Source organism: Flavobacterium frigoris PS1, from assembly GCF_000252125.1.
In the GTDB taxonomy this organism is placed as follows: Bacteria; Bacteroidota; Bacteroidia; order Flavobacteriales; family Flavobacteriaceae; genus Flavobacterium; species Flavobacterium frigoris_A.
In genome coordinates, this window is sequence record NZ_AHKF01000017.1 from 37,443 (window position 1) to 55,145 (window position 17,703).

The following is a 17,703-nucleotide window of genomic DNA, read 5'->3' on the forward strand; positions in this document are numbered from 1 at the left end:
AGACATGGCAAAATTGACAAAAAAGCAAAAAGAGGCTGCTTCAAAAATTGACAAGAATAAAGTATACTCTTTGAAAGATGCTGCGGCATTATTGAAAGTAGTTGCTTCTGCAAAATTTGATGAGTCTGTTGATATCGCAGTTCGATTGGGTGTAGATCCAAGAAAAGCGAATCAAATGGTTAGAGGAGTGGTAACATTACCTCATGGAACTGGTAAAGACGTTAAGGTATTAGCATTAGTTACTCCGGATAAAGAAGCGGAAGCTTTAGCAGCAGGAGCAGACTATGTAGGTCTTGACGATTATTTAGCAAAAATTAAAGCGGGATGGACAGATGTTGATGTAATTATCACTATGCCTAGCGTTATGGGTAAATTAGGTCCATTAGGTCGTATTTTAGGACCTAGAGGTTTAATGCCTAACCCTAAAACAGGTACTGTAACTATGGATGTTGCAAAAGCTGTTCAAGAGGTAAAAGCTGGTAAAATCGATTTTAAAGTTGATAAAACTGGTATTGTACATGCAGGAATTGGTAAAGTTTCTTTTGGAGCGGAGCAAATTGTTGACAATGCACACGAAATTATTCAAACATTAATCAAACTTAAACCAACTGCGGCTAAAGGAGTTTACATCAAAAGTATCTACCTTACAAGCACAATGAGTCCTGCTATTGCATTAGACCCAAAAGCAGTATAATTGGTAGTTAATAATTTTTAGTATGACTAGAGAAGAAAAATCAATCGCGATTGAAGAATTAACTGCACAGTTAGCTGGTACAAATATTGTTTATATAGCAGATATTTCTGGCCTAAATGCAGATACAACTTCAAAGTTGAGAAGAGCTTGTTTTAAAGCAAATATTAAATTAGAGGTAGTAAAAAACACTTTGCTTGTAAAAGCAATGGAAGTTTCTGAGAATGAGTATGGTGATTTACCAACAGTTTTGACTGGTAATAGTGCTATTTTTATCTCAGAGATTGCAAATGCTCCTGGAAAAATAATAAAAGATTTCCGTAAAAAATCAACTAAGCCACTTTTAAAAGGAGCTTATATTAATTCGGAAGTTTATATTGGAGATGATCAATTAGATGCATTAGCAACTATCAAATCTAAAGAAGAACTTATTGGTGAAATCATTGGATTACTTCAATCACCAGCACAAAGAGTTATTTCTGCTCTTCAAAATCAATTCGCCAAAGAAGAGGCTGTTGAAACAGAAGCATAATAAAAATAGAGTTTATCTCAGTTTTTGTTATTTACAATGCGCACAATAAACAAAATATAATTTTACAAATCATTTTAAAACGATAGAAAAAATGGCAGATTTGAAACAATTCGCAGAACAATTAGTTAATTTAACTGTAAAAGAAGTTAACGAATTAGCAACAATATTGAAAGATGAGTACGGAATCGAACCAGCTGCTGCAGCTGTAGTAGTTTCAGGTGGTGGTGACGCTGCTGCTGAAGACGTTCAAACAGAATTTACAGTTGTATTGAAAGAAGCTGGTGCTTCTAAATTAGCAGTTGTGAAAATGGTAAAAGAACTTACAGGTTTAGGTTTGAAAGAAGCTAAAGATGTAGTTGATTCTGCACCATCAAATGTTAAAGAAGGTGTTTCTAAAGAAGAGGCTGAAGGTCTTAAAAAATCTTTAGAAGAAGCTGGAGCTGTAGTTGAATTAAAATAATTCTCACATAGTTTTAGATTAAGGTTTAGGTCTTGGGTTTAGTAGCCCAAAGACCTAAACCATTTTTCGTATAATAAAAGTCTATTTTATTTCACTGCGAAATAGTCTTTAGAATTAAATTTATTTTACCCCATTACGAGGAAAAAAAATTAACAGATAATAAGAAAGTAGTTATCTTAAATTGGTTTTTAAAGATGTAATGGTAGTAAAAGAAAAGGTATAAATAAGATCTTATTTATACAAAAAAATTACTTTTTTAATCAAAATTTTGTCCATTGATGATTACAAATCAGACCGAAAGATTGAATTTTGCCTCTACAAAAAATATCCCGAACTATCCAGATTTTCTAGATGTTCAGGTAAAATCTTTTCAAGATTTTTTTCAATTAGAAACTAAATCTGATGAAAGAGGCAATGAAGGACTTTACAACACCTTCATGGAAAATTTTCCAATTACAGATACAAGAAATAACTTTGTATTGGAATTCCTTGACTACTTTGTAGATCCACCACGTTATACAATTCAAGAATGTATAGAAAGAGGACTTACACATAGTGTACCTTTAAAAGCAAGGTTGAAACTATACTGTACAGATCCAGAACACGAAGATTTTGAAACTATTGTTCAGGATGTATATCTTGGTACAATTCCTTACATGACACCAAGTGGTACTTTTGTAATTAATGGTGCTGAACGTGTTGTTGTTTCTCAGTTGCATAGATCTCCAGGGGTTTTCTTTGGACAGTCTTTTCATGCTAATGGAACAAAATTATATTCTGCCAGAGTAATTCCTTTTAAAGGTTCATGGATAGAATTTTCTACAGATATCAATAGCGTAATGTACGCTTATATCGACAGAAAGAAAAAATTACCTGTAACTACTTTATTCCGTGCAATTGGTTTCGAAAGAGATAAGGATATCCTTGAAATCTTTGACCTTGCTGAAGAAATTAAAGTATCTAAAACGGGACTTAAAAAATATATCGGTAGGAAATTAGCTGCTCGTGTATTGAACACATGGCATGAAGATTTCGTAGATGAAGATACTGGTGAAGTAGTTTCTATCGAACGTAACGAAATAATCCTTGACAGAGATACAATTATCGATAAAGATAATGTTGAAGAAATCATTGATTCTAACGTTAAATCTATTTTGTTACATAAAGAAGATAATAATCAAGTTGATTATTCTATCATTCATAACACGTTACAAAAAGATCCAACCAATTCTGAAAAAGAAGCCGTTGAGCATATCTACAGACAATTGCGTAACGCAGAACCGCCTGATGAAGAAACTGCTCGTGGTATTATAGATAAATTGTTTTTCTCAGACCAACGTTACAACTTAGGTGAAGTAGGTCGTTACAGAATTAACAAAAAACTTGGTTTAGATACTCCAATGGAAAAGCAAGTGCTTACCAAAGAAGACATCATTACCATTGTAAAATACTTGATCGAATTAATCAACGCGAAAGCTGATATTGATGATATTGATCACTTATCAAACCGTCGTGTTAGAACAGTTGGAGAACAATTGTCTCAACAATTCGGTGTTGGTTTAGCGCGTATGGCTAGAACAATTAGAGAGCGTATGAACGTTAGAGATAACGAGGTGTTTACACCAATAGATTTGATTAATGCTAAAACATTGTCATCTGTTATCAACTCTTTCTTTGGTACTAACCAATTGTCTCAGTTTATGGATCAAACGAATCCACTAGCCGAGATTACGCACAAAAGAAGATTATCCGCGCTAGGACCAGGTGGACTTTCGAGAGAGAGAGCTGGATTTGAGGTACGTGATGTTCACTATACGCACTACGGACGTTTATGTCCTATTGAAACACCAGAGGGACCAAACATTGGTTTGATATCTTCTCTTGGAGTTTATGCTAAAGTAAACGGAATGGGTTTCATCGAAACACCTTACCGTAAAGTAACTAACGGAGTTGTAGATTTAACTTCTACTCCAATTTACTTAAGCGCTGAAGAAGAAGAAGGAATGTTGATTTCTCAGGCGAATATTAAGATGGATGATTCCGGAAAAATTACTGCTGAGAATGTAATTGCGAGAATGGAAGGTGATTTCCCAGTAATTGATCCTATAAAAGTTGATTACGCAGATGTTGCTCCAAATCAAATTGCTTCAATTTCAGCTTCTTTGATTCCTTTCTTAGAACATGATGATGCGAATAGAGCCTTGATGGGATCTAACATGATGCGTCAGGCCGTACCATTAATTCGTCCTGAAGCTCCAATTGTTGGAACTGGTTTAGAGCGTCAAGTAGCTTCTGATTCTAGAGTTTTAATTAACGCTGAAGGTGATGGAGTTATTGAATATGTAGATGCAAATATCATCACTATAAAATACGATCGTTCTGAAGAAGAAAGAATGGTTAGTTTCGAGTCTGACGAGAAAACATACAATCTAATTAAATTTAGAAAAACCAATCAAGGGACAAGTATTAACCTTAAACCTATCGTAAGAAGAGGGGATAGAGTGGTTCTTGGACAAGTATTATCTGAAGGGTATGCAACTCAAAATGGAGAGCTAGCTTTAGGTCGTAACTTGAAAGTGGCGTTTATGCCATGGAAAGGATACAACTTTGAGGATGCGATTGTAATCTCTGAAAAAGTAGTTCGTGACGATATTTTTACCTCTATTCACGTTGATGATTATTCATTAGAAGTTAGAGATACGAAATTAGGTAACGAAGAGTTGACTAATGATATTCCAAATGTTTCTGAAGAGGCTACTAAAGACTTAGATGAAAATGGTATGATTAGAATTGGAGCCGAGGTTAAACCTGGTGACATTCTTATCGGAAAAATTACTCCAAAAGGAGAATCAGATCCTACTCCAGAAGAGAAATTGCTTCGTGCAATCTTCGGGGATAAAGCAGGTGATGTAAAAGATGCTTCGTTGAAAGCGTCTCCTTCTCTACATGGTGTTGTTTTAGATAAAAAATTGTTTGCAAGAGCAGTAAAAGATAAACGCAAACGTACGCAAGATAAAGATGCTTTAGGCGCTTTAGAAATGGAATTTGAAGTTAAATTTGTTGAATTGAAAGACAAATTAATCGAGAAACTTTTCTTAATCGTTAATGGTAAAACATCTCAAGGTGTAATGAATGATTTGGGTGAAGAAGTTTTACCAAAAGGTAAAAAATACACTCAGAAAATGCTTAACGCTGTGGAAGATTTTGCTCACTTAAGTAAAGGTCAATGGGTTGCTGATGATGCAACTAATAAAATGGTTAATGATTTAATTCATAACTATAAAATTAAATTGAACGATTTACAAGGTGCTTTGCGAAGAGAGAAATTCACAATTACTGTAGGTGATGAATTACCTGCTGGAATTTTGAAATTAGCTAAAGTATATATTGCCAAAAAACGTAAGTTGAAAGTTGGGGATAAAATGGCGGGACGTCACGGTAACAAGGGTATTGTTGCAAGAATCGTTCGTCATGAAGATATGCCTTTCCTTGAAGACGGAACGCCAGTTGATATCGTGTTGAATCCATTAGGAGTACCTTCACGTATGAACATTGGTCAAATTTATGAAACGGTATTAGGTTGGGCTGGACAAAACTTGGGTAGAAAATTTGCTACTCCAATTTTTGATGGTGCTTCTCTAGACCAAATCAATGAATTGACTGACGAAGCTGGAATACCACGTTTTGGACATACATATTTATATGATGGTGGAACTGGAGAGCGTTTCCATCAAGCGGCTACTGTTGGAGTTATCTATATGTTGAAATTAGGACATATGGTTGATGACAAGATGCACGCACGTTCAATAGGACCGTACTCATTGATTACGCAACAACCACTTGGTGGTAAAGCGCAATTTGGTGGACAACGTTTTGGAGAGATGGAAGTTTGGGCACTTGAGGCTTATGGAGCATCAAGTACACTTAGAGAAATCTTGACAGTTAAGTCTGATGATGTTATCGGTAGAGCTAAAACTTACGAAGCAATCGTAAAAGGAGAATCTATGCCAGAACCAGGATTACCTGAATCATTCAATGTATTAATGCATGAATTGAAAGGTCTTGGATTAGACATTAGATTAGAAGAATAAAAATAGTTTGTAGTTGTCAGTTTTCGGGTAGTAATGCCTGAAAACTGATTACTCATTTTTAAGAGTTTTTTGGATTTATACCCGTAAACCGTTCCGATTTTTTATATAAACCAAAGCGGTTTTGTAAATAGCACTTTAATACATTATTAAAGTTTAGAGAAGTAACCCGAGGAAAGTGGCTTAATGATTACACAATTTTTTAAGCAATGCGCTTAATAGGCATAAGTAGATCATAAGTCTAATATCAATTTTCAATTGCAAATAAATCAATAGTAAAAACTATGATGAATAATAGAAATAATAAAGATAAAAACCCTGTAAAAAGGTTTAATAAAATTTCGATAGGACTAGCTTCTCCTGAATCTATCTTGAAAGAATCAAGAGGTGAAGTTTTGAAGCCAGAAACTATCAACTACAGAACACACAAACCAGAACGTGATGGTCTTTTCTGCGAAAGAATTTTCGGTCCAGTTAAGGATTTTGAATGTGCTTGTGGTAAATACAAAAGAATCCGTTACAAGGGAATCATTTGTGACCGTTGTGGTGTTGAAGTTACTGAGAAAAAAGTACGTAGAGATAGAGTAGGTCACATCAACCTTGTTGTGCCAATTGCTCATATCTGGTATTTCCGTTCTCTTCCAAATAAAATTGGTTACATTCTTGGTCTTCCATCTAAGAAATTAGATATGATCATATACTACGAAAGATACGTAGTTATCCAAGCTGGTATTGCCAAAAATGGTGAAGGTGAATCAGTACAAAGATTAGATTTCTTAACTGAAGAAGAATATTTAAATATCTTAGATACTCTTCCTGCAGATAACCAATATCTTGACGACTTCGATCCTAATAAATTTGTTGCCAAAATGGGAGCAGAATGTATTATGGATTTATTGGCAAGAATTGATCTTGACGAATTGTCTTATGAATTAAGACATAAAGCAAACAATGAAACGTCTAAACAACGTAAAACTGAAGCATTAAAAAGATTGCAAGTTGTTGAATCTTTCCGCGAGTCTAACTTGAACCGTGAAAATCGTCCTGAATGGATGATTATGAAAGTGGTACCAGTTATACCTCCGGAATTACGTCCTCTTGTGCCTCTAGATGGTGGTCGTTTTGCGACTTCAGATTTAAATGACTTATACCGTCGTGTAATCATACGTAACAACCGTTTGAAAAGATTAATGGAGATTAAAGCTCCAGAAGTTATCTTGAGAAACGAGAAACGTATGTTGCAAGAATCTGTAGATTCATTATTTGATAATACACGTAAGGCTTCTGCAGTAAAAACAGAATCAAACAGACCGTTAAAATCATTATCTGATTCCCTTAAAGGTAAGCAAGGACGTTTCCGTCAAAACTTACTTGGAAAACGTGTGGATTATTCTGCTCGTTCGGTAATTGTTGTTGGACCTGAATTGAAATTGTTCGAATGTGGTATCCCTAAAGATATGGCAGCTGAACTTTACAAACCTTTCGTTATCCGTAAATTGATAGAAAGAGGAATTGTAAAAACGGTTAAATCAGCCAAAAAAATAATAGACAAAAAAGAGCCTGTAGTTTGGGATATTCTTGAAAACGTAATTAAGGGTCACCCTATATTACTGAATCGTGCCCCTACTTTGCACAGATTGGGTATACAAGCATTCCAACCAAAATTAATTGAAGGAAAAGCAATCCAATTGCACCCTTTAGTTTGTACTGCATTTAATGCGGATTTTGATGGGGATCAAATGGCAGTTCACTTACCATTAGGACCAGAAGCTATTCTTGAAGCACAATTATTAATGTTGGCTTCTCATAACATTTTGAATCCTGCAAATGGTGCTCCAATTACAGTACCTTCTCAGGACATGGTTTTGGGTCTATATTATATGACCAAAGAGAGATTGTCTACTCCAGAAAAGAAAATTTTAGGTCAAGATTTGACTTTCTATTCTGCTGAAGAAGTAAATATTGCATTAAATGAAGGAAGATTAGAATTGAATGCTAGAGTGAGAATTAGAGCAAAAGATTTTAATGACGCCGGAGAATTGGTGTTTAAAATTATTCAAACAACTGCTGGGCGTGTTATTTTTAACGAAGTAGTACCAGAAGCAGCAGGTTATATCAATGATGTATTAACTAAGAAAAATCTTAGAGATATTATCGGACATGTATTAAATTCAACTAGTGTACCTGAAACGGCTGCCTTCTTGGATAACATGAAAGATATGGGGTACAAATTTGCCTTTAGAGGTGGATTGTCATTCTCATTAGGTGATATTAGAATTCCAGAGCAAAAACCAAAATTAATTGCAGATGCTAGAGAGCAAGTTGAAGGTATCTCTGCAAATTATAACATGGGTCTTATTACAAATAACGAACGTTACAACCAAGTTATTGATGTATGGACTTCTGCAAATGCTCAATTGACAGAGTTAGCAATGAAAAACATTAGAGAAGACCAACAAGGTTTCAACTCGGTGTATATGATGCTTGATTCTGGAGCAAGGGGTTCCAAAGAACAAATTCGTCAGTTAACTGGTATGCGTGGTTTGATGGCTAAGCCTAAAAAATCTACTGCTGGTGGTGGTGAAATTATTGAAAACCCGATTCTTTCTAACTTTAAGGAAGGTCTTTCGATTCTTGAGTATTTTATCTCTACTCACGGTGCGCGTAAAGGTCTTGCGGATACTGCCTTGAAAACGGCGGATGCAGGATATTTAACAAGAAGACTGCATGATGTTTCTCAAGATGTTATTGTCAACATCGAAGATTGTGGAACATTAAGAGGTGTTGAAGTGTCAGCATTGAAAAAGAATGAGGAGATTGTTGAATCATTAGGAGAAAGAATTTTAGGACGTGTTGCATTACAAGACGTAATTAATCCTTTAACTAATGAAGTGTTGATCCAATCTGGATTACAAATCACTGAGGCAATTATGAAACAAATTGAAGCTTCTCCAATTGAGAGAGTGGAAGTTCGTTCACCATTGACTTGTGAGGCGTTGAAAGGTATTTGTGCTAAATGTTACGGTAGAAACTTAGCTACTGGTAAAATGACACAAAGAGGTGAAGCAGTTGGTGTAATTGCTGCACAATCTATTGGAGAACCAGGTACACAGTTAACATTACGTACTTTCCACGTTGGAGGGGTAGCGGGTGGTATTTCTGAGGAATCTAGCATCATTACTAAATTTGATGGTAAGCTGGAAATTGAAGATTTAAAAACTGTTAAAGGTGAAGATAACGAAGGAAACGCTGTTGATATTGTCGTTTCTCGTTCAACTGAATTGAAATTAATAGATGCTAAAACAGGTATCTTATTAAATACACATAATATTCCTTACGGTTCAAGTATTTTTGTAAAAGACGGTCAAGCAGTTGCAAAAGGAGATGTAATCTGTAAATGGGATCCATATAATGGAGTTATTGTTTCTGAATTTACTGGAAAAATTGCTTACGAAGAATTAGAGCAAGGTCAATCTTACATGGTTGAAATTGATGAGCAAACTGGTTTCCAAGAAAAAGTAATTTCTGAGTCTAGAGCCAAAAAATTAATTCCAACTTTATTGGTTTACGGTAAAGACAATGAATTGATTCGTTCTTACAACTTACCAGTTGGAGCCCACTTAATGGTTGAAAACGGTGAGAAAATTAAGGCAGGTAAAGTATTGGTGAAAATTCCACGTCGTTCTTCTAAATCAGGAGATATTACAGGAGGTTTACCAAGAATTACTGAACTTTTAGAAGCTCGTAATCCTTCAAATCCAGCTGTAGTTTCAGAAATTGATGGTGTTGTTTCTTTTGGAAAAATCAAAAGAGGTAACCGTGAGATTATTATTGAATCTAAATTTGGTGAGGTTAAGAAATACCTAGTAAAACTTTCAAGTCAAATTCTTGTTCAAGAGAATGACTTCGTTAGAGCTGGTGTTCCTTTGTCTGATGGAGCAATTACTCCAGAAGATATCTTAAGAATTAAAGGGCCTGCTGCTGTTCAACAGTATTTGGTTAATGAAATTCAAGAAGTATACCGTTTGCAAGGGGTAAAAATTAATGACAAGCACTTTGAAGTAGTAATACGTCAAATGATGCGTAAAGTTAGAGTGCAAGATCCAGGGGACACATTATTCCTAGAAGATCAATTAATTCATACCAAAGACTTTATCTTCCAAAATGATAAATTGTACGGAATGAAAGTAATTGAAGACGCTGGTGATTCTGCTAACTTAAAAGAAGGACAAATTATCTCGCCTCGTGAGTTGCGTGATGAAAACTCTCTTTTGAAACGTACCGATAAAAATATCGTTGTGGCTCGTGATGTAATCACTGCAACTGGAACTCCTGTATTACAAGGAATTACAAGAGCATCGCTTCAGACGAAATCATTTATTTCGGCTGCCTCTTTCCAAGAGACTACTAAAGTATTGAACGAAGCTGCTGTTGCAGGTAAAATTGACTACTTAGAAGGATTGAAAGAAAATGTAATTGTTGGACATAGAATTCCTGCCGGTACAGGTATGAGAGAATATGATCATACGATTGTAGGTTCAAAAGAAGATTATAATGATATGATGGCTAATAAAGAAGAATATATCTATTAAAGTATGAGTAACTCAAATCAACAAGATCAAATTAATATAGAACTGGATGAAAAAACAGCTGAAGGGATTTATTCTAATTTGGCTATAATCAATCATTCGTCCTCAGAGTTTGTTCTAGATTTTGTAAGTATCATGCCTGGTATTCCCAAGGCCAAAGTAAAATCAAGGATTGTCTTGACACCGCAACATGCCAAAAGATTGTTAAAAGCAATAGGAGAAAATATTCATCGTTTTGAAGTCGCTCATGGCGAAATTAAGGACAGTGAACAACCTCCAATTCCACTTAACTTTGGTCCCGCAGGGCAAGCATAATTTTATAGAAAAGGCTCCATATTTATATGGAGCTTTTTTGTTTTCATTAAGTTGGTGATAATTTTACAAATAGTGTTTTTTGCCGTGCGTTTGATAATCATTTAATTAACCAATGATAATTGTGTGGAAACCTGTCTGTTTATAGGTGTATTTTGTAGCTAAACGAGTTTTATGGTTGTTCGTCGGAAATATTTTTTGACGGAGTATTGATGTAGTAGTTTTGTCAAAGAATTAGAGATTTAAAGTAATCTCTTTCGAAAAACAAAGCCCCTTATGAATAATTTTTCTAAACAAAAAGACTCTAGAAAATCAGTAATCATTTTTGTAATGTTTCTTTTTATTTTTTTGTCCAATGTTTCGGCATTCAGTCAAACTTCAGAAAACAATCCAATTGTGGCTAATTCAAATGAAACTAGTAGTGAAGTAAAAGAAGAAAGTAGTAAGGTGACGACAAATATGGATTTTGTTCTCTGGTTCATGGGCTCAAAGCAAGATCCCAATAGCACCATTTCTACGGAAGGTATTAACACAAAGAAAAAAATAATGACTTCAGGATTGTCTCCAAATCGTTTGCTTATTAAAGCGTTTTTAAAAAAGGCTGTTAATTTTGAAAGTGCATTAGCATAAGAATAGCTTACTCCTTAAAGGACATAAAAAAAACGCTAATTTTTAAATTAGCGTTTTTTTTTATGCAATATAGTTTGTAACTATTTAATCAAACTCTGATGTAAAAAATAGTTTCACACTTGGGTATTTATTTTGGGTCATTTGAATTGTGAAATCTGAATCGGCAAGAAATACTAATTGACCATATTTATCATGAGCTAAGAACTTCTGTTTTATTCTTTTGAATTCTTTGAACTCATTATTTTTAGCGTCATCTGGTTTTACCCAGCAAGCTTTATGAACAGGAAAGTTTTCATAAGTACATTTAGCACCATATTCGTGCTCTAAACGATATTGGATAACTTCATACTGAAGCGCACCAACTGTTCCAATGATTTTTCTGTTGTTCATTTCTAAGGTGAATAATTGTGCAACACCCTCGTCCATCAACTGGTCAATACCTTTGTCAAGCTGTTTGGCTTTCATCGGGTCAGCATTATTGATGTATCTAAAATGCTCCGGAGAGAAACTTGGAATCCCTTTAAAGCTCATGATTTCTCCCTCAGTCAATGTGTCACCAATTTTAAAGTTTCCAGTGTCATGAAGACCTACAATATCTCCAGGGTAAGAAATATCTACTATTTCTTTTTTCTCAGCAAAAAATGCGTTTGGACTTGAGAATTTTAAATTCTTTTTTTGGCGAACGTGGTAATACGGTTTATTTCTTTCAAAAGTTCCCGATACAATTTTTATAAATGCCAATCTGTCTCTATGCTTAGGGTCCATATTAGCGTGGATTTTAAACACAAAACCTGTCATTTTTTCCTCTGTAGGATCAACTAATCTAGTTTCAGATTCTTTTGGTCTTGGCGATGGCGCTATCGCAACAAAGCAATCCAATAGTTCGCGTACACCGAAATTATTCAATGCCGAACCAAAAAAGACTGGTTGTAACTTTCCATCTAGGTAATCTTGACGATCAAATTTAGGATAAACTTCATCAATCAATTCTAGTTCTTCCCTTAGAGTGTCAGCGGGTTTTTGCCCAATTATTTTTTCTAGTTCAGGATTTTGTACATCCGAAAAAGCGATAGTTTCCTCGATATTCTTACGGTTGTCACCACTAAATAAATTAATGTTTTTCTCCCATAAATTATAAATACCCTGAAAGTCGTAACCCATTCCTATTGGGAAACTTAGAGGAGTAACTGTTAGTCCTAGCTTTTGCTCGACTTCATCCATTAAGTCAAACGCATCTTTTCCTTCACGATCCATTTTGTTTATGAATATGATGATGGGAATTTTTCGCATTCTACATACGGCGACTAGTTTTTCTGTCTGTTCCTCGACTCCTTTTGCAACATCAATAACCACAATAACACTGTCAACGGCAGTTAAAGTTCTAAAGGTATCTTCTGCAAAATCCTTGTGCCCTGGAGTATCAAGAATATTTATTTTTTTTTCTTGGTAATTAAAAGCTAAGACGGAGGTGGAAACAGAGATTCCTCTCTGACGTTCAATTTCCATGAAATCACTCGTTGCTCCTTTTTTAATTTTATTGTTTTTTACAGCACCTGCTTCTTGAATTGCTCCACCAAAAAGGAGGAGTTTTTCTGTAAGTGTTGTTTTACCTGCATCGGGATGCGAGATAATTCCGAAAGTTCTTCTTCGTTGTATTTCTGTTAGAAAGCTCATGTGTCGTTTAAATAGTTTGCAAAAGTACTATTTATAAATGCTAATAAAAAAAAATGAGGCTGTCTTTTAGGACTGCCTCATTTATAATGAAATTATAATCTCCTTACATGTTAATCGACCATACTGAATAGCTGTTTGGTGGACTTTGGATTTTTACCCAACTGTCTCCTTGAGTTGTAGGTAACCAAGTAGAATTACCAGTAAAATCCTTTATTTGTGCATTGGTCCAGTTGGTAGGTACCCATCTTTCTTGCCATGAAGAAGAATTGTTTATGTAAACAACTAAGCCAGGATTTCCGTTATACCCATTTCTTCGTGCAATATACTCGTCATTATCCGCGTATAAAATAGATGTCGTTCCTGTCGCTTTATTGTTGTGTATCCAAATAAGGTTGTCCATTTTGGCTTTGTTTAGCCATTCTTCGTAGTCTCTATAAAAGATCGTAGGATATCCTTCATGCGTTAGAATATAGGCATAAGCCAATTGCTTATTGTAAATTTCATCTGTGTCATGATTCGTTACGAAAGTAACTGCTTTGTGTGGATTCCTTTTCCACATCATATCATCATTCAGTAGATTAAGGTTGTTTCCGTCAAATGCATCATTCATTTTATAATAGCAGGCGAAATCAAATACAGAACTATTGGCATTATTGGCCCACCATTCTAGAGTGTTAACATTTGAATCCCAATATTCACCAACTGAGAAACCTCCAACGTTCGCGTTCCAATCTTTAACTACCCATGGACCAAAACCTTTTACATAGTCAAATCTCCAACCGTCAAACTTCATCGTGTTTTTATAGTATTTTCCCACACCATCAGAGCGCAACCAAAGCCAGTTTTGAACATTTGGGGTTACATGAGCTAAGTCTGGAAAACCTCCAAAAGCTCCTTCATCATTATTTCCATAAGCATTTTTATAAAAGTCGGCGCTTGTTCTTGGGAATTTACCTGAAGCAACCCCAGTAAAATTAGTGTAGGTTTGCGTTCCTGTATATGGGTTGTTTTCTAATTGTCCACCACTATTGTGATTAAGTACCATGTCAGCATATACTTGTATGTTTTCACTATGCGCTTTAGTAATTAAGCTTACCAATTCCGTTTTGGAACCAAAGCGAGTTTCTATTGTTCCATTTTGGTTGTAATTTCCAAAATCAAAGTAATCCGTTGGGTCATACCCCATAGAGAAAGGTCCGTTTTGTGCCTTTGATACTGGTGGTAGCCATATAGAACCGATTCCGGCATTCGACCATGCTGTTACTTTTGTACTCAAAGTATTCCACCAGTTTCCACCTGATGGGACATCCCAGTAAAAAGCTTGCATCATTACTCCTCCTCCGGGATTTGCAACGTATTTTCCTGTGGTTGAAGGTGTTTTTCCTGTACTGAATGCATGTCCATCGTGATGGGTGACATTTATAACTTTAAATTGTGAAGCTGCATGGGTAGAATTTGTTATTGCCTCCTCATTGGAGTTGCAGGAATATAAGGCAATTAACAAGGCTGATAGCAGATAGATTTTAAGATTTGGGTTTTTCATGAAATGGTTGATTTGGGTTAATTAAGGTTCTTAGAAATAATTTGGGATTATTTTAATTTGGGGGTATTTATTGTATCGATAGAATAAATGTTTTTTTATTGCGAAATATATTTTATATCATTTATTTTTTTAAGAATAATATTTTTTTAGCATTGCTAATGTATATAAAATTTAGAGTCAAATACTTCGTGGTTTTTTTATTGCGCGACGAAAACGTTGTAGTGTTGACAACTTGTTAGTTATTTTATTGCAAATGAGTGTCTTGATTTGTTTGTAACTTGGTTTTGGGAATAAAAAAAAGAAATTCGTAAAATGTGAAAATTAACTTTGATTCGTGCAACGAGTCTCAAAATATAATGTCTCTTTTTTATTTGCAAAGTCTATAATTAGAAGTTGTTAGCGAACGGAAATGGTAGCACGAATCAAGGAAAGGGGAGAATCGATAAAAGCGCTGATAATTTTTTGTTAATACTAGTATGGAAACTTGTATTATGTAATTGAATTGTTATTTTTGTTCGCTTGAACCATGAGAAAAGTTTGTAAGAACATTTTTATTTTAGGACTATCATGGTGTATATTTGACAGATCCATTGGGACTATGTAAATGAAGTCATTGCGGGTTAGAGAAAATGTTACTTACAATAAAATATAAATATCAAATAATGCCATTAAAAAAAATACAAATGAAGTCCGTAAATAGTAGAATTGCAGTAATATTTTTTGTTTTACTATTTTCAAGTACGATAACTAGAGCGCAAGAAATCATTAAAGACAGTGTAATAGCTCCGGTTAAAAAAATCCAATCCAACGAAAGACAAAAGATTGACGGTATCATTGCTACTGTAGGGGAATATATCATTTTAGATTCTGATATTGATAAGTCGTACTTGGAAATTTCAAGTCAAGGTGGTTCGATAAAGGATATCACTAGATGTCAAATGCTAGGAAAGCTTTTAGAGGACAAACTATATGCGCACCAAGCTATTCAGGACAGCGTTAAGGTTACGGATGCTGAAGTGAAAGGGATGATGGAAGAAAGGTTAAACTATATGGTTGGCCAAATCGGTTCTCTTGATAAAGTGATAAGTTATTATAATAAAAGTTCAGAAGAAGAATTCAGAAGTTATTTCTTTGATATTTTAAAGGAGCAGAAATTAACTTCTGAAATGCAAAAAAAGATTATCGGAGACGTTGAAATTACGCCTGAAGAAGTTCGTAACTTTTTCAAAACAATACCAAAAGGAGAACTACCTGTTTTTGGTGCAGAAATGGAAGTGGCGCAAATTGTTACGACACCTAAAGTTTCAGCTGCAGAAAAGCAAAAAGTAATCGATAGATTGAATGGATTCAAAAAAGAAATTCAAGAGGGTTCAAGTTTTGCGACTAAAGCTGTTTTGTATTCTCAAGATCCCGGTTCAAGGTCTAATGGAGGTTTTTATAAAATGAACAGAAAAACGGCCTTTGTTAAAGAATTTAAAGATGTAGCCTTCAGTTTGCAGGAAGGTGAGATTTCTGCCCCTTTTGAGACAGATTTCGGATTCCATATAATATATGTTGAAAAAATAAAGGGTCAAGAGTTAGAATTACGTCATATATTATTGACGCCAACGGTAACGGAAGAAGCTTTAAACGAAGCGAAAGAAAAAATAACGTTAATCAGAAAAAGAATCGAGGATAAGGAGTTGACTTTTGAGGAAGCGGCAAGGAAATTTTCTGATGAAAAGGAAACTAAAACAAACGGTGGTGCTTTAATTAATCCTAAAACACAAGATACCCGTTTTGAACTGACAAAAATGGATCCTTCGTTGTATAGTCAAGTTTCTAATTTAAAAGATAACAATATTTCAGAGCCGGTTATTGATATGGATGAACAGGGTAGAAAAAGCTATAAGTTGATTACTGTTACAAATAGGATAAATGAGCATACTGCCGATTATGCAACTGATTATATTAAAATTAAAGAATTGGCCCTAAAAGAAAAACAAATCAGAGCCATAGGAAAATGGTTTGATGAAAAAATAAAAGAAACCTATATCAAAATTCTGGGGGACTATAGAGATTGCGAGTTTACTAACAATTGGGTAAAAAAATAATTTCTTTTAAAAAAATAAATAAAAAGAGTTAGCTTTATGATTTCATAGAGTTAACTCTTTTTTAATTTAAAATATACTTAAAAATGTCTGATGTAGCTGCAATACATAATTTGGTTCAAAAGCGAAATGAACTGAAAAGCGAAATCGCAAAAATTATTGTTGGTCAGGATGCGGTGGTAGATCAGATTTTGCTTTGCATTTTCTCTGGTGGGCATGCACTGCTAGTTGGAGTTCCAGGATTAGCCAAAACTTTAATGGTAAATACGCTAGCTCAAGCTTTGGGGCTTAATTTTAAAAGAATTCAATTTACTCCGGATTTAATGCCTTCTGATATATTAGGAAGTGAGATATTAGACGAAAACCGTCAATTCAAATTCTTAAAAGGACCTATTTTTTCGAATATAGTGCTTGCAGATGAAATTAATAGAACGCCGCCCAAAACGCAAGCCGCATTGTTAGAAGCTATGCAGGAACGTTCCGTTACAATTGCGGGAGAAAACTATAAGTTAGATCTGCCTTATTTTGTTTTGGCTACACAAAATCCTATTGAGCAGGAGGGGACTTATCCATTGCCGGAAGCCCAGTTAGACCGTTTTATGTTTGCTATCAAACTTGAATACCCTTCTTTTAAAGAAGAGGTTGAAGTGGTAAAGCGAACTACCTCAAATGTAGTCAATACGATTAACCCATTGTTTACAGCGCAGGAAATTATTGATTTTCAAGCCTTGATTCGTAGAATTCCGGTGGCAGACAATGTTATTGAATATGCAGTGACCTTGGTTAGTAAAACACGTCCCGATAACAGATTAGATAATGATTATGTTAAAAGCTACCTAGATTGGGGAGCTGGTCCAAGAGCGTCGCAAAATCTAATTCTAGCGGCCAAAGCACATGCTGCTTTCAATGGTAAGTTTTCTCCAGATATCGAAGATGTAAAAGCAGTTGCCGTAGGAATACTTCGTCATAGAATTATTAAGAACTACAAAGCAGATGCTGAGGGAATAACTGAAGAAATGATTATTGGAAAGTTGCTTTAAAATGATTTTTTATTCGTTTTATACTTCAATTTTGTAGAGAACTACAACGTTTTC

At 34.8% G+C, this 17,703-nt stretch carries 11 protein-coding genes; 9 read left to right on the forward strand and 2 right to left on the reverse strand.

The features are described from left to right. The first annotated feature begins 4 nt into the window (after positions 1–4). The 7 genes from rplA to HJ01_RS07865 all read left to right on the forward strand — a co-directional run bounded on the left by rplA (position 5) and on the right by HJ01_RS07865 (position 11,302). Positions 5–694, forward strand: a complete 690-nt coding sequence (rplA, locus tag HJ01_RS07835; RefSeq protein WP_007137814.1) for a 50S ribosomal protein L1 — start codon at positions 5–7, stop codon at positions 692–694. Between the two features lie 22 nt (positions 695–716). After that, the gene (gene rplJ / locus HJ01_RS07840; protein WP_007137815.1) at positions 717–1,223 is read left to right on the forward strand and encodes a 50S ribosomal protein L10; all 507 of its coding nucleotides are present in this window, start codon (positions 717–719) and stop codon (positions 1,221–1,223) included. A gap of 91 nt (positions 1,224–1,314) precedes the next feature. Continuing rightward, positions 1,315–1,683: a 50S ribosomal protein L7/L12 gene (gene rplL / locus HJ01_RS07845; protein ID WP_007137816.1), complete on the forward strand. Its 369-nt coding sequence runs from the start codon at positions 1,315–1,317 to the stop codon at positions 1,681–1,683. 278 nt (positions 1,684–1,961) lie between these two features. Further along, positions 1,962–5,774, forward strand: coding sequence for a DNA-directed RNA polymerase subunit beta (gene rpoB / locus HJ01_RS07850; protein WP_007137817.1), 3,813 nt, complete (start codon positions 1,962–1,964; stop codon positions 5,772–5,774). Between the two features lie 281 nt (positions 5,775–6,055). Further along, positions 6,056–10,363, forward strand: coding sequence for a DNA-directed RNA polymerase subunit beta' (gene rpoC / locus HJ01_RS07855; RefSeq protein ID WP_007137818.1), 4,308 nt, complete (start codon positions 6,056–6,058; stop codon positions 10,361–10,363). Between the two features lie 3 nt (positions 10,364–10,366). Then, positions 10,367–10,675: a DUF3467 domain-containing protein gene (locus HJ01_RS07860; protein ID WP_007137819.1), complete on the forward strand. Its 309-nt coding sequence runs from the start codon at positions 10,367–10,369 to the stop codon at positions 10,673–10,675. 273 nt (positions 10,676–10,948) lie between these two features. Then, entirely contained in the window at positions 10,949–11,302 is a 354-nt protein-coding gene (locus HJ01_RS07865) for a hypothetical protein (RefSeq protein ID WP_007137820.1), read from the forward strand. Positions 11,303–11,386: 84 nt separating this feature from the next. Here HJ01_RS07865 and HJ01_RS07870 read toward each other — a convergent pair whose 3' ends face one another. Then, positions 11,387–12,976 (reverse strand): peptide chain release factor 3, encoded by a 1,590-nt coding sequence (locus tag HJ01_RS07870; protein WP_007137821.1) that lies wholly within the window; start codon positions 12,974–12,976, stop codon positions 11,387–11,389. A gap of 103 nt (positions 12,977–13,079) precedes the next feature. After that, positions 13,080–14,519: an alpha-amylase gene (locus tag HJ01_RS07875; RefSeq protein WP_007137822.1), complete on the reverse strand. Its 1,440-nt coding sequence runs from the start codon at positions 14,517–14,519 to the stop codon at positions 13,080–13,082. 662 nt (positions 14,520–15,181) lie between these two features. Between HJ01_RS07875 and HJ01_RS07880 the strand changes: the two genes are divergently transcribed. Further along, positions 15,182–16,612 (forward strand): peptidylprolyl isomerase, encoded by a 1,431-nt coding sequence (locus tag HJ01_RS07880; protein WP_007137823.1) that lies wholly within the window; start codon positions 15,182–15,184, stop codon positions 16,610–16,612. A gap of 83 nt (positions 16,613–16,695) precedes the next feature. Beyond that, positions 16,696–17,649, forward strand: coding sequence for an AAA family ATPase (locus HJ01_RS07885; RefSeq protein WP_007137824.1), 954 nt, complete (start codon positions 16,696–16,698; stop codon positions 17,647–17,649). Positions 17,650–17,703 lie beyond the last annotated feature (54 nt).

Excerpts from the sequence above, each read along its gene's own strand:
- HJ01_RS07860 (WP_007137819.1), top strand. The coding sequence starts at position 10,367 with ATGAGTAACTCAAATCAACAAGATCAAATTAATATAGAACTGGATGAA.
- HJ01_RS07870 (WP_007137821.1), bottom strand. The coding sequence starts at position 12,976 with ATGAGCTTTCTAACAGAAATACAACGAAGAAGAACTTTCGGAATTATC.
- rplJ (WP_007137815.1), top strand. The coding sequence starts at position 717 with ATGACTAGAGAAGAAAAATCAATCGCGATTGAAGAATTAACTGCACAG.
- HJ01_RS07880 (WP_007137823.1), top strand. The coding sequence starts at position 15,182 with ATGCCATTAAAAAAAATACAAATGAAGTCCGTAAATAGTAGAATTGCA.
- rpoC (WP_007137818.1), top strand. The coding sequence starts at position 6,056 with ATGATGAATAATAGAAATAATAAAGATAAAAACCCTGTAAAAAGGTTT.
- rplL (WP_007137816.1), top strand. The coding sequence starts at position 1,315 with ATGGCAGATTTGAAACAATTCGCAGAACAATTAGTTAATTTAACTGTA.
- HJ01_RS07885 (WP_007137824.1), top strand. The coding sequence starts at position 16,696 with ATGTCTGATGTAGCTGCAATACATAATTTGGTTCAAAAGCGAAATGAA.
- rpoB (WP_007137817.1), top strand. The coding sequence starts at position 1,962 with ATGATTACAAATCAGACCGAAAGATTGAATTTTGCCTCTACAAAAAAT.
- rplA (WP_007137814.1), top strand. The coding sequence starts at position 5 with ATGGCAAAATTGACAAAAAAGCAAAAAGAGGCTGCTTCAAAAATTGAC.
- HJ01_RS07875 (WP_007137822.1), bottom strand. The coding sequence starts at position 14,519 with ATGAAAAACCCAAATCTTAAAATCTATCTGCTATCAGCCTTGTTAATT.
- HJ01_RS07865 (WP_007137820.1), top strand. The coding sequence starts at position 10,949 with ATGAATAATTTTTCTAAACAAAAAGACTCTAGAAAATCAGTAATCATT.